Origin of the sequence: Streptomyces sp. NPDC085900, assembly GCF_044540925.1 — a bacterium.
Classification (GTDB): Bacteria; Actinomycetota; Actinomycetes; order Streptomycetales; family Streptomycetaceae; genus Streptomyces; species Streptomyces gilvifuscus.
The window spans coordinates 684,621-697,200 of sequence record NZ_JBITSP010000003.1 but is presented as its reverse complement, the minus strand read 5'-3'; the positions used below and the strand labels follow the sequence as shown (position 1 = coordinate 697,200).

The following is a 12,580-nucleotide window of genomic DNA, read 5'->3' as shown; positions in this document are numbered from 1 at the left end:
CGTGGAGCACACCGCCGCCTCACGCGCGGCACGCCGTGCCAGTGAGCACGGCATCATGTGACAGGTATCACCGCTCAGGTGTGACCCTCGATTTAGGGCACCCCCGCAAGCGGCGATAACCTGCGAGACGGACATGCCGCGCGCTCGGACACCGTGTGCGCTTCCCCTGTGACCCAAGCGGACGTCACGTTGCCCTTCGCGGCACGCCCACGCATCCAACGAACCGCGAGATCACTGATAGGGACGGAAGCGCGTGGACCTGTTCGAGTACCAGGCGAGGGACCTCTTCGCCAAGCACGATGTACCGGTGCTGGCCGGTGAAGTCATCGACACGCCTGAGGCGGCGCGCGAGATCACCGAGCGTCTGGGCGGCAAGTCCGTCGTCAAGGCGCAGGTGAAGGTCGGTGGTCGCGGCAAGGCCGGTGGCGTCAAGCTGGCCGCCACCCCGGACGAGGCCGTCGCCCGTGCGACGGACATCCTCGGCATGGACATCAAGGGCCACACGGTCCACAAGGTGATGATCGCCGAGACCGCTCCGGAGATCGTCGAGGAGTACTACGTCTCCTTCCTCCTCGACCGTGCCAACCGCACGTTCCTCTCGATCGCCTCCGTCGAGGGCGGCATGGAGATCGAGGAGGTGGCCGCCACCCGTCCGGAGGCCGTCGCCAAGACCCCGATCGACGCCAACGAGGGTGTGACCGAGGAGAAGGCCCGCGAGATCGTCGCGGCCGCCAAGTTCCCGGCCGACGTCGCCGACAAGGTCGTGAACGTCCTCGTCAAGCTGTGGGACACCTTCATCAAGGAGGACGCCCTCCTGGTCGAGGTCAACCCGCTGGCGAAGGTCGCCTCCGGTGACGTGCTCGCCCTCGACGGCAAGGTGAGCCTGGACGAGAACGCCGAGTTCCGTCACCCGGACTTCGAGGCCCTCCACGACAAGGACGCGGCCAACCCGCTGGAGGCCGCCGCCAAGGAGAAGAACCTCAACTACGTCAAGCTCGACGGCGAGGTCGGCATCATCGGCAACGGCGCGGGTCTCGTCATGAGCACCCTGGACGTCGTCGCGTACGCCGGTGAGGCGCACGGTGGCGTCAAGCCCGCCAACTTCCTCGACATCGGCGGCGGCGCCTCCGCGCAGGTCATGGCCAACGGCCTCGAGATCATCCTCGGTGACCCGGACGTCAAGTCCGTCTTCGTCAACGTCTTCGGCGGCATCACCGCCTGTGACGAGGTCGCCAACGGCATCGTGCAGGCCCTGAAGCTTCTGGAGGACCGCGGCGAGGACGTCACCAAGCCGCTCGTCGTCCGTCTCGACGGCAACAACGCCGAGCTGGGTCGCAGGATCCTCACCGACGCCAACCACCCCCTGGTGCAGCGCGTCGACACCATGGACGGCGCGGCCGACAAGGCCGCCGAGCTCGCGGCTGCGAAGTAAGGACGAGGGAACACAGCCATGGCTATCTTCCTCAACAAGGACTCCAAGGTCATCGTCCAGGGCATGACCGGTGCCACGGGCATGAAGCACACCAAGCTCATGCTGGCCGACGGCACGAACATCGTCGGCGGCGTGAACCCGCGCAAGGCCGGCACGTCCGTCGACTTCGACGGCACCGAGATCCCGGTCTTCGGCACGGTCGCCGAGGCGATGGAGAAGACGGGCGCGAACGTCTCCGTCCTCTTCGTGCCGCCGGCCTTCGCCAAGGCCGCCGTCGTCGAGGCGATCGACGCCGAGATCCCGCTCGCGGTCGTCATCACCGAGGGCATCGCCGTGCACGACTCGGCCGCGTTCTACGCGTACGCCGGGTCCAAGGGCAACAAGACCCGGATCATCGGCCCCAACTGCCCGGGTCTGATCACCCCCGGTCAGTCGAACGCCGGCATCATCCCGGGCGACATCACCAAGCCGGGCCGCATCGGCCTGGTCTCGAAGTCCGGCACGCTGACGTACCAGATGATGTACGAGCTGCGTGACATCGGCTTCTCCTCCGCCGTCGGCATCGGTGGCGACCCGGTCATCGGCACCACCCACATCGACGCGCTCGCCGCGTTCGAGGCCGACCCCGACACCGACCTGATCGTGATGATCGGTGAGATCGGCGGCGACGCCGAGGAGCGGGCCGCGGCCTTCATCAAGGAGAACGTGACCAAGCCGGTCGTCGGCTACGTCGCGGGCTTCACCGCGCCCGAGGGCAAGACCATGGGCCACGCCGGCGCCATCGTCTCCGGCTCCTCCGGCACGGCCGCCGCGAAGAAGGAGGCCCTCGAGGCCGCCGGTGTCAAGGTCGGCAAGACCCCGACCGAGACCGCCAAGCTGGCGCGCGAGATCCTCGCCGGCTGAGGCACCCGACCGTATGCCCGTGGGCCCGCTCCCCTGGTCGGGGGGCGGGCCCACGGGCGTGTACGGGGGTCACGGGGGCGCGGCCGACCACGCGAACGCCGTCAACGTTCGAGTGGCACCAGCCGCTCCGGGCCGTTCGCCGTCTCCCTGCGCAGCTTCGCCCGCAGCTCCGCCTCCTCGTCCGACAGCGCGCCCTGCGACACCCGCGGCGGCAGACCCTCGATCGCCCGTCCCGCGGCCACCGGCGGCTCGTAGTGCGTGGGAGCCGTGCGCAGGGCGAACGAGGTCGTCCCGATCAGGGCGACGGTGAAGGCGATGGCGGCATGGGTCCAGAACCGGGTCCGCCTCTCGCTGCCCGTCCGCACCCGCGGCGGCTTCGCCGCGCGCAGCCGCTCCGTCGCGGCCAGCGCGGCGAGGCGGCGCCGCAGTTCGGGCGGATCGGCCAGATCCGGAAGGCGCGCCGCGACGACCTCGCGGGCGTGCAGCAGGCGGCCCGCCGCGGCCGGGGTGCTGGCCTCCGTCTCCGCCGCCGTCTCCGGCAGGTCCAGGCCCACACCGTCGTACAGCAGGAGCGTGCGGCGGTAGGGCGGCGGGAGTTCGAGGAGCGCGGCGAGCAGGGTGCGGTCGGACGGGTCGGCCGGTGGCGCTTCCGGGTGACGGTAGCGGGGGCGGAAGCGGTGCCAGGGGGAGAGGGCGCAGTCGTACGCCGCCGCGCGCACCCACCCGGCCGGATCCCGGTCCCGGGCCACCTCGGGCCAGCGCTGCCAGGCGAGTTGGAAGGCCCGCTCGACCGACTCGCGGGCGAGCTCGCGGCGGCCGGTGAGCAGATAGGTCTGCCGTACGAGGGCGGGGGCGCAGAACGCGTACAGCGCGTCGAAGGCCTGAGCGGGCGTCAGCGGCGCGGACGGCTCCGGTTCCTGAGGCTGCGTCACGGACGGCCCTTTCGTACGGAAAAGTACATAAACATATATTGAGCGACACTTCGGTGGTTCGCCTGTTACGACGGGAAAGCGCGTGTCGTTGGGAGCATGACGGTCGTGATCCAGATGACCGCTCGCCGACCGCCCCTGTCGTCCCTGCTCGTCCGTCTGCGCGACCACTCGCCCGGACTGGCCGCCGGCCTGCTGGGTGGCGCCGTGGCCGCCGGGCTGGGGCTCGGATCGCTCGCCGTGCTCGTGACCATGCTGTGGATCAGCTCGCCCTATCCCGACAGCGGACCGGGCGGCGTGCTGCATGTCGCGGCGGCGCTGTGGCTGCTGTCGCACGGCGCCGAACTCGTCCGCACCGACACGCTCTCCGGGACCCCCGCCCCCGTGGGCGTGACGCCGCTGCTGCTGCTCGTCGTGCCCGTGTGGCTGGTGCACCGGGCGGCGCGGGACGCGGTGGACGGCGGTGAGGAGGAGGCGCCGGACACGTCGGGCGGGACGGCGTGGGCGGGCGTCGTGCTCGGGTATCTCGGCGTCGGCGCCGCCGCCGCGCTCTACGCGTCCGGAGGTGAGCTGCGGCCCGACTGGGCGTGGACGGCGGTGTGTCCGCCGCTGCTCGTCATGGGGGCGGCGGGGCTGGGGGTGTGGACGGCGTACGGGCGTCCGCGCGAGGCGCTCGACGGGGTGCTGGTGCTGCTGCCCGCGGGGCTTCGGCGACTGGTCCTGGGGGCTGAGGGGCGGGCCCGCCTGGGGGTCGCCGCGCGGGCCGCGGGGACCGGGGCGACGGTGCTGGCCGTGGGCGGGGCGCTGCTGGTGGGGGTGTCCCTGGTGTGGCACGGCGGAGCGACCCGGGCGTCCTTCCTGCATCTGACGGAGGGCTGGTCGGGGCGGTTCGCGGTGCTGCTGCTGTGCGCGGCGCTGGTGCCCAACGCGGCGGTGTGGGGGGCGTCGTACGCGCTGGGCCCCGGATTCGCGCTCGGTGCCGGTCACATGGTGACCCCTGTGTCCTCGGCGCCGGCGTCGCTGCTGCCGCCGTTCCCGCTCCTCGCGGCCGTGCCGGAGGCGGGCGCCGGGGGATGGGTGAACTGGGCCGCGGTGGCGGTGCCGGTGGCGGCCGGGGTGACGGTGGGATGGCTGGTGGGGCGCGCGGGAGCGGCTGCGGGAGACCCGCCGGCGGCGACGGACGCGTGGTCGCGGGGCAGAACCGCCGGTGTCGCCGGGCTGGCGGCCCTGTTCTGCGCGGCCGTGATCGCCTTGCTCGCCGCGCTGGCCGGCGGGCGGCTGGGGGTCGCGGTGCTCGCCCGGTTCGGGCCGGTGTGGTGGGAGGTGGCCGGCGCGGCGTTCCTGTGGATCGCGGCGCTGTCGGTTCCGACGGCGCTGGGACTGCGGACCTGGGGACGCCGGGAGAGGAGAAGGCGCGGCGAGCGGGCCGTAGGCCCGGGGACGTGGGTGTCGGAAGGCGGGCGCCGGCTGTCCCGGCCGCTGTACGCCGCGGGAGCCTGGCTCGGCATTCAGAAGGGGGCCGGGGGAGGCGGGACGGAGACGCCCGCCGACACCTCGTCCGTGCCGCCCTGGGGCGAGAACCCCGGCCAGACCTCGGGCCAGTCCTTCGGCCAGGCATACAGCCAGTCCTACGACGAAGATGACGACGTCTACCGTCCGCTGCTCGCGCAGCGCGACACGACTTTCGAGCCGTACGAGCGGTACGACCTGCTGCCCGCCGAACCTCCACGGCCGCAGCAGCCGCCGTCGCCGCCGTCGCACTCACCGTGGTGGCCGGGGATCCTCCCCGACGACGACGACGCCGACGGGGAGGATCCCCCTCGGCCCTGAGCGGTGCCGGTGCTCGGCTAGCCGTTCGTCCCCAGCAGCCCCCGCAGCTCCGTCGGCAGCAGATGGCTGCAGGACTGCTTGGCCTCGTTGGTGAGGGCGTCGTTCGTGCAGGTGTAGTAGTCGCGGTAGACCAGCTGGGCCGTGAACGTCGCGGCCACCAGGGCGATGGCCAGGGAGGCCGTGACCAGGCCGCTCACCGCCGCCGTCGTCTGCGGGCGGTAGCCGGCGTCGGCGGACGGGGCGTTGTTGTTGTCGCCGGGGCGGGTCTTGGCGCGCAGGGCGCTGCCACCCCAGTACAGGGCGAGCGCGCCGAGCAGCAGGGACACGTACGGCCAGCTGAAGAGGGCGAAGAAGAAGGCCCACATGCCGCACAGGAGGGAGTACCGGGCACGGCGCTGCACCGGGTCGGTCGGGTCCCAGCGCATGCCCGTGCCGGGCGTGGGACCGTCACCGGGACCCTCGGGGCCGGAGGGCGGGCCGCCCGGGCGCTCGCCGAAACCGCCGGAGGAGCGGCCCGGCTGGCGGTCGCTCCACTGGCTGCCCCAGGGGGAGTGGCCCTCTGAGCCCTCGCCGTCCTCGCCGCCCGCCGGACGGCGCGGCTGCCACGGTCGGTCGGGCGTGCCCTCCGGCGGAGGGGCGAAGGGGTTGTCGTCCTGGGTGCCGCCCGACTCGTCGTCCTTGCGGTCCGAGGGCGCGTCGGGCGGTGAGGCCGGGCGCTCACGCAGCAGCGCGGCGCCGCGCTCCCCTCCCTGGGCCGGGAGCGGGGGGAGCGTGAGGAGTCGCAGACTGCGGTCCGACATCAAGAGAGCGTCTTCCCCTTGGTGAACGTGTTCGTGAACCTGGCGAACTTGCTGGGTACGGCTGATCCTGCGGAAGCCGTCACACGGTCAACGCACCGCACGACAGGCGCGTTCCCGAACCGGCTCCTCCCAGACGCTACCTTCCGGCCACGCCCCCGTCCCGTGGGGGCCGCCCCGTGTGCCGGTATCGTTGCTGACGGTCGGCCGCTTCGTAGACTTCCCCGTATCCCGGGGCGCGAAGCATTCGTACGAATGTACAAAGCGCCACGTCACCGCGTACGGCGGTCCGGCCGCCGAAGAACGCTCCCCCGAGAAAGGGCCCCACCGTGGCCACCAAGCCCGTGGTCAAGCGCCTCGTCGTGCTGGTCTCCGGATCCGGCACCAACCTGCAGGCGCTCCTCGACGAGATCGCGGCCACCGGGACCGAGGTCTACGGGGCGGCGGTCGTCGCCGTCGGCGCGGACCGCGACGGCATCGAGGGGCTCGCGCGCGCCGAGCGGGCCGGGCTGCCCACCTTCGTGTGCAGGGTCAAGGACTACGAGACGCGGGACGAGTGGGACGCCGCCCTCGCCGAGGCCGTCTCCGCCCACGAGCCGGACCTCGTCGTCTCCGCCGGGTTCATGAAGATCGTCGGCAAGGAGTTCCTGGCCCGATTCGGCGGCCGGTTCGTGAACACCCACCCGGCCCTGCTGCCCAGTTTTCCCGGAGCCCACGGTGTGCGGGACGCGCTCGCGTACGGCGCCAAGGTCACCGGCTGCACCGTCCACTTCGTCGACGACGGCGTCGACACCGGACCGATCATCGCCCAGGGCGTGGTAGAGGTCCGGGACGAGGACGACGAGAGCGCTCTGCACGAGCGCATCAAGGAAGTCGAGCGAAGGCTGCTCGTCGAGGTCGTGGGGCGGCTCGCCCGCAACGGCCATCGCATTGAGGGACGAAAGGTAGTTATCCAGTGACCGCCACCGCCGGGACCAGTAAGCGGCCGATCCGCCGGGCGCTCGTCAGCGTCTACGACAAGACGGGCCTCGAAGACCTCGCGCGCGGCCTGCACGAGGCGGGCGTCGAACTCGTCTCCACCGGGTCCACGGCCGGCCGTATCGCCGCCGCCGGTGTTCCCGTCACCAAGGTCGAGGAGCTGACCGGCTTCCCCGAGTGCCTGGACGGCCGGGTCAAGACCCTGCACCCCAGGGTGCACGCCGGCATCCTCGCCGACCTGCGCCTGGAGAGCCACCGCGAGCAGCTCGCCGAGCTGGGCGTGGAGCCGTTCGACCTGGTCGTCGTCAACCTCTACCCCTTCCGTGAGACCGTCGCCTCCGGCGCCACCGCGGACGAGTGCGTCGAGCAGATCGACATCGGCGGCCCCTCGATGGTCCGCGCCGCCGCCAAGAACCACCCGTCCGTCGCGGTCGTCACCAGCCCCGAGCGTTACGCCGACGTTCTCAAGGCCGTCGCCGACGGCGGTTTCGACCTCGCCTCCCGTAAGCGCCTGGCGGCGGAGGCCTTCCGGCACACGGCCGAGTACGACATCGCCGTCTCCTCCTGGTTCGCGTCCGTCTACGCGCCCGCCGAGGACGGCTCGCAGTTCCCCGAGTTCATCGCCACCAGCCTGGACCGCGCCCACACCCTGCGCTACGGCGAGAACCCGCACCAGCCCGCGGCCCTCTACACCTCGGGCACCGGCGGCCTGGCCGAGGCCGAGCAGCTGCACGGCAAGGAGATGTCGTACAACAACTACACGGACACGGACGCCGCCCGCCGTGCCGCGTACGACCACGACGAGCCGTGCGTCGCGATCATCAAGCACGCCAACCCCTGTGGCATCGCCATCGGTTCGGACGTCGCCGAGGCGCACCGCAAGGCGCACGCCTGCGACCCGCTGTCGGCGTTCGGCGGCGTGATCGCCGTCAACCGGCCCGTGAGCCGGGAGATGGCCGAGCAGGTCGCCGAGATCTTCACCGAGGTCATCGTCGCGCCCGACTACGAGGACGGTGCGCTGGAGGCCCTCGCCAAAAAGAAGAACATCCGCGTGCTGCGCGCACCCGGCCGCCCCGAGTACCCGGTCGAGGTCAAGCCGATCGACGGCGGCGCCCTCCTCCAGGTCACCGACCGCCTCCAGGCCGACGGCGACGACCCGGCCAACTGGACGCTGGCGACCGGCGAGGCGCTGTCCGCGGACGAGCTCTCCGAGCTCGCCTTCGCCTGGAAGGCCTGCCGCGCCGTCAAGTCCAACGCGATCCTGCTCGCCAAGGACGGCGCCTCGGTCGGCGTCGGCATGGGCCAGGTCAACCGCGTCGACTCCGCGAAGCTCGCCGTGGAGCGGGCCGGCGAGGAGCGCGCCCGCGGCTCCTACGCCGCCTCGGACGCGTTCTTCCCCTTCCCCGACGGCCTGGAGATCCTCACCGCCGCCGGCGTCAAGGCCGTGGTCCAGCCGGGCGGTTCGGTCCGCGACGAACTGGTCGTGGAGGCCGCGAAGAAGGCGGGCGTGACGATGTACTTCACGGGGACGCGGCACTTCTTCCACTGACGTCCGGACCCACCGCAGCACCACGGCGCCCCCGCACAGCCGCAGCTGTGCGGGGGCGCCGTGGTGTCGGTCAGGCGTCCGGCCCGAGCGAGGCCAGGTCGTAGGCGTTGCTGATGGCGCTGTATCCGTCGGACGTCAGATTGACGTGGTCGCCGGAGTCGAAGTCCAGCGGGGCCGTGTCCGCGTCGAGCACGAGCGGCGGCACGTCCTCGGTGCTCGCCGGGTCCGGGACCGCGACGACCGCTTCGGCCACTCGGCGGGCTAGTTCCCGTCGCGTCGCGCCGCGTAGGCCGCTGCCTCCGAAGCACAGTCGGTCTTCGGTTTGCCGCTGGGAATCGAGGCTTCCAGATTTTGCAGAACGCCGAACTCGTCCTCGTCGGTGATGCCCTTTTTCTTGAGGGACTTGAGGGTCGTGTCGACGACCGCCGCGAGACCGGCGAGGTCTTCCTTGCAACGGGGTGCCAGGGCGGTAAGGACCTGCTGGTACTGGTCGGCGGGGCGGAGGCCACCGTCCAGGGCGGCCAGTTTCCCGGCGGGGCCGGGTGCGGCGGAGGCGCCGAGGTGCGGCACCGCGGATTTCGCGGCCGCCGTGGGGGTGGCATGAGCCCCGGATTCGCCGGAACCGCCGCACGCCGTGCACGCCAGGAGCAACGAAGCCGCGATCAGCGTCCCGACAGTGACAGTGGTCGTTCTTCTGCTCATGGTCCCCCTTGTACCGGCCCCGGTTGTGGCATGGACCGTACAACGAAGGGAGGCGTCGCGACGATGTCGTGCGAGGTGCGGGCGAACGCGCCGGGGCCGTGTCTCCTCGTGCGAGTGAGACACGGCCCCGGGAGGCGAATGGCGTGGACGGGACGCCGCGCGTCGGTCAGTTCTGGACGACCATCGTGCTCGCGGCCTTGTCGTGCCAGCCCTGCTGGCGGCCCGACTTGTCCCAGAACGGGGACAGGTAGACCAGCAACTGGCCGATACCGCACAGGAAACCGCCGACGAGCGGGATGATCCAGCGGATGAACGCCGAGCCCAGGCCCGGCTTCTGGCCGGTGTCGGCCTTCACCACGCGGATGCCGACGGCCATCTTGCCCAGGGTCGCACCGACCAGGCCGGTCATCAGCCACTCGTAGAGCAGGCCGAAGAGGGCGAGGATGCCGATGACGGCGAAGACCTTGGCGCCCATCGACGAGCCGGCGTCGTTGATGCAGGTGTCGTAGTCGGCGGAGTTCGGGTCGCAGTTCTGGGCGGAGCTGATGGAGCCCGCGACACCGGCGAACAGCAGGACGACGTAGACGACCGTGTAGATGATGCCGTCGATCAGGCGGGCGCCGAAGCGGCGGCCCATCGAGGCGAGGTTCGGTACGGGACCGCCGGGGTAACCGGGCTGCTGCGGGTAGCCGTAGCCCTGCTGGGGGTAACCCGGCTGCTGCGGGTAGCCGTAACCCTGCTGCGGCGGCACGCCCGGCGGGGGCTGCTGCGGGTAGCCGTATCCGGGCTGGCCCGGCTGACCGGCCGGGGGCTGCTGCGGGTAGCCGTAACCCTGCTGCGGGTTCTGCGGGTTCTGCGGCTGACCGTAGGGATTGTTGGGCGAGCCGAAACTCATGGCCGGTTTTCCTCCGTTGCACAAGCGGGGACGATGCGGATTGCGCGGAGGAATAACACGATGTGAGCGGTTTGCCCCCCGAACACGAACCGCGATACTGCGCCGTTCATCGTTCTTCACCCCCGACTGGCTTGTCCAGTGGCATTTCGCATGTGTTGTGCAAGTGCAATGTGGCTGATCATGGGCGTTCGCCCGCGCGGCACCCGGATTGGAACCAGGGGGCGGTCATCCGCGAGGATGGGGACCATGACCGCCCAGATTCTCGATGGCAAGGCCACCGCAGCCGCGATCAAGTCCGATCTGACCGCCCGCGTGGCGGCGCTGAAGGAGAAGGGCGTCACGCCCGGCCTCGGCACGATCCTGGTCGGGGACGACCCCGGCTCCCAGAAGTACGTCGCGGGCAAGCACCGCGACTGCGCCGAGGTGGGCATCGCCTCCATCCAGCGCGAACTGCCCGCCACGGCCACGCAGGAGGAGATCGAGGCGGTCGTCCGGGAGCTCAACGAGGACCCGGCGTGCACCGGTTACATCGTCCAGCTGCCGCTGCCCAAGGGCATCGACGAGAACCGCATCCTGGAACTGATGGACCCGGACAAGGACGCCGACGGCCTGCACCCGATGAACCTCGGGCGGCTGGTGCTCAACGAGCCGGCGCCGCTGCCCTGCACCCCCAACGGCGTCCTCACCCTCCTCCGCCGGTACGGCGTGGAGATCAAGGGCGCCGAGGTCGTGGTCGTCGGCCGCGGTGTCACCATCGGCCGCCCGATGCCGCTGCTGCTGACCCGGCGCAGCGAGAACGCGACCGTGACCCAGTGCCACACCGGCACCCGCGACCTCTCGGCGCACCTGAAGCAGGCCGACATCATCATCGCCGCCGCCGGTTCCGCCCACCTGATCCGGCCCGAGGACGTCAAGCCGGGCGCGGCCGTCCTCGACGTCGGCGTCTCGCGCAGCGCCGAGGGCAAGATCGTCGGCGATGTCCACCCCGGGGTCGCCGAGGTGGCCGGCTGGATCTCGCCGAACCCCGGCGGCGTCGGCCCGATGACCCGCGCCCAGCTGCTCGTCAACGTGGTCGAGGCGGCGGAGCGCAGTGTCGGCTGACGCGAAGCGCCCCGAGAGCGGCGCGGGCGACACCGGTACCGGCGTGAGTGACACCGGGACCGGGGTGGCGGGCGCCGAGCGTCCGGCCGTCGACCTCCGGCGCCCGGCCGTCGACCTCCGGCGCCCGGCCGTGGACCTCCGGCGGTCGGCGGCGCATTCCGGCCGCGCCGGGGCGGACCCGGAGCACGAGGCCAAACACCCCGAGGAGCAGGCCGAGGAGACCGTGCGGGACGCGATCAGCGCGCCCGACGCACAAGGCGTGCCGCGCCGGGTGACGCGCCGCTTCCCGCTGTTCACACGGGACACCGCGCGCCCCGAGGGCGGTGGCCGGGCCGCCTCCGGCGACGCCCCGGCGCCCGCCCGGCAGTGGCCGATCCTCGCCGTCCTCGGCCTGGTCGCCGTCGGCCTGCTGCTGACCGCGCTGGACGTCTTCCGGGTCGGCACCCTGCTGATCGGGGTCGCCCTGGTGGCCGGAGCCCTGCTGCGCTGGACCCTGCCGGACGTCGGCATGCTCGCCGTGCGCTCCCGCTTCACCGACATCGTCACCTACGGCGTGCTGGGTCTCGCGATCGTGCTGCTGGCGATGATGGTGCAGCCCCACCCCTGGCTGCAGATCCCGTTCCTGAAGGACACGCTGCACTTCACGGTGAGCAGCGGCTGACCCCGCCCGACGCGGTGACGACGGCCCGTCCCCTCCCCCGGGACAAGGACGGGCCGCCGCCAGGACCACCCTCCAGCACGCCGAAGCCGCTGTTCAACGGCTGTCCGCGCGCTGTGGCACGGAGGTGACCGTTCCGCAACGCGGGAACCATCGGCGGGCCGGCTTCGTCACCTGCTCAGACGAGCAGGACGAGCAGGACGAGGATGCCGTGGAGGTGGGCGATGGGCGGCTGGCAGCCGCTGCCGGACGATCTGCCGCCGGAGGTGCGGCACTTCGTGGAGCAGTTGCGGCTCCTGAAGGACGCGACCGGGCTCAGCCTCGTCGCGCTCGGCGCCCGCACCGCGTACAGCAAGTCCTCCTGGCACCGCTACCTCAACGCCACCCAGCCGCCGCCCCGGCAGGCCGTCGCGGCCCTGTGCCGGATCGCCGGCCTCGACGGCACGGAGGCCGAGCGGTTCGGGGTGCGCTGGGAACTCGCCGTCCAGGCCTGGCCCCGGCCGGCGAAGCCCGCGGGGAGCGAGGAGACCGACGGCTACGAGGACGACCCGACCCTGCCCTGGTGGGACACGCCGGAGGAGGGGAAGCAGGGGCGCGTACCGGGCGGGCGGCTGCTGCTGTACGCCGTCGTGCTGCTGCTCCTCACGCTGCTGACGGCGGTCGTCGGTGCCGTCGCGCTCGGGTGAGTCGCCGATGGGACGGGGTGAATACGTCCGTGACGGGTGGGGTTGTCCGTGTGTGGCTGCGGTGTCGATGTATCGGCGAGTTCGCGGATTTGACACAGAGTTGTTCGACGGGGGAGCTAG

General features: G+C 71.8%; 13 protein-coding genes. 8 read left to right on the top strand and 5 right to left on the bottom strand.

Translation table 11 applies throughout. The features are described 5' to 3' along the window. Positions 1 to 253: 253 nt before the first annotated feature. Together sucC and sucD are read left to right on the top strand one after the other, a co-directional pair. Positions 254 to 1,432 (top strand): ADP-forming succinate--CoA ligase subunit beta, encoded by a 1,179-nt coding sequence (gene sucC / locus ACIGDI_RS12645; protein ID WP_200705137.1) that lies wholly within the window; start codon positions 254 to 256, stop codon positions 1,430 to 1,432. Positions 1,433 to 1,450: 18 nt separating this feature from the next. Continuing rightward, entirely contained in the window at positions 1,451 to 2,335 is an 885-nt protein-coding gene (gene sucD, locus ACIGDI_RS12640) for a succinate--CoA ligase subunit alpha (protein ID WP_142142024.1), read from the top strand. Positions 2,336 to 2,436: 101 nt separating this feature from the next. On the opposite strand, the gene ACIGDI_RS12635 is transcribed toward sucD, so the two are convergent. Continuing rightward, positions 2,437 to 3,306 (bottom strand): RNA polymerase subunit sigma-70, encoded by an 870-nt coding sequence (locus ACIGDI_RS12635; RefSeq protein WP_399895278.1) that lies wholly within the window; start codon positions 3,304 to 3,306, stop codon positions 2,437 to 2,439. A 57-nt stretch (positions 3,307 to 3,363) separates the two neighbouring features. Here ACIGDI_RS12635 and ACIGDI_RS12630 point away from each other — a divergent pair, with 57 nt between their 5' ends. Then, positions 3,364 to 5,094 (top strand): DUF6350 family protein, encoded by a 1,731-nt coding sequence (locus ACIGDI_RS12630; RefSeq protein WP_399894560.1) that lies wholly within the window; start codon positions 3,364 to 3,366, stop codon positions 5,092 to 5,094. A 17-nt stretch (positions 5,095 to 5,111) separates the two neighbouring features. On the opposite strand, the gene ACIGDI_RS12625 is transcribed toward ACIGDI_RS12630, so the two are convergent. Next, positions 5,112 to 5,894, bottom strand: a complete 783-nt coding sequence (locus ACIGDI_RS12625; RefSeq protein ID WP_200705138.1) for a hypothetical protein — start codon at positions 5,892 to 5,894, stop codon at positions 5,112 to 5,114. Positions 5,895 to 6,220: 326 nt separating this feature from the next. Here ACIGDI_RS12625 and purN point away from each other — a divergent pair, with 326 nt between their 5' ends. After that, the gene (purN, locus tag ACIGDI_RS12620) at positions 6,221 to 6,850 is read left to right on the top strand and encodes a phosphoribosylglycinamide formyltransferase (RefSeq protein WP_399894557.1); all 630 of its coding nucleotides are present in this window, start codon (positions 6,221 to 6,223) and stop codon (positions 6,848 to 6,850) included. Further along, on the top strand, positions 6,847 to 8,418 hold the full coding sequence (gene purH / locus ACIGDI_RS12615; protein WP_399894554.1) for a bifunctional phosphoribosylaminoimidazolecarboxamide formyltransferase/IMP cyclohydrolase: 1,572 nt from the start codon (positions 6,847 to 6,849) through the stop codon (positions 8,416 to 8,418). Before purN ends, purH begins: the two co-directional genes overlap by 4 nt. A gap of 70 nt (positions 8,419 to 8,488) precedes the next feature. On the opposite strand, the gene ACIGDI_RS12610 is transcribed toward purH, so the two are convergent. From ACIGDI_RS12610 to ACIGDI_RS12600, 3 genes are all read right to left on the bottom strand, one after another. Next, positions 8,489 to 8,671 carry a hypothetical protein gene (locus ACIGDI_RS12610; protein WP_399894551.1) on the bottom strand — a complete coding sequence of 61 codons (183 nt, stop codon included), beginning with the start codon at positions 8,669 to 8,671 and terminating at the stop codon, positions 8,489 to 8,491. Positions 8,672 to 8,679: 8 nt separating this feature from the next. Beyond that, complete coding sequence (locus tag ACIGDI_RS12605; protein ID WP_399894548.1) at positions 8,680 to 9,120, bottom strand: hypothetical protein; 441 nt, start codon at positions 9,118 to 9,120, stop codon at positions 8,680 to 8,682. 166 nt (positions 9,121 to 9,286) lie between these two features. Next, entirely contained in the window at positions 9,287 to 10,015 is a 729-nt protein-coding gene (locus ACIGDI_RS12600) for an RDD family protein (protein WP_384815234.1), read from the bottom strand. Between the two features lie 246 nt (positions 10,016 to 10,261). On the opposite strand from ACIGDI_RS12600, the gene ACIGDI_RS12595 reads away from it, so the two are divergent. From ACIGDI_RS12595 to ACIGDI_RS12585, 3 genes are all read left to right on the top strand, one after another. Next, complete coding sequence (locus ACIGDI_RS12595) at positions 10,262 to 11,116, top strand: bifunctional methylenetetrahydrofolate dehydrogenase/methenyltetrahydrofolate cyclohydrolase (protein WP_200705143.1); 855 nt, start codon at positions 10,262 to 10,264, stop codon at positions 11,114 to 11,116. A 223-nt stretch (positions 11,117 to 11,339) separates the two neighbouring features. Continuing rightward, positions 11,340 to 11,777 carry a DUF3017 domain-containing protein gene (locus ACIGDI_RS12590; protein ID WP_399895275.1) on the top strand — a complete coding sequence of 146 codons (438 nt, stop codon included), beginning with the start codon at positions 11,340 to 11,342 and terminating at the stop codon, positions 11,775 to 11,777. 221 nt (positions 11,778 to 11,998) lie between these two features. Continuing rightward, positions 11,999 to 12,460 carry a helix-turn-helix domain-containing protein gene (locus ACIGDI_RS12585; RefSeq protein ID WP_399894543.1) on the top strand — a complete coding sequence of 154 codons (462 nt, stop codon included), beginning with the start codon at positions 11,999 to 12,001 and terminating at the stop codon, positions 12,458 to 12,460. The last annotated feature ends 120 nt before the right edge of the window (positions 12,461 to 12,580 follow it).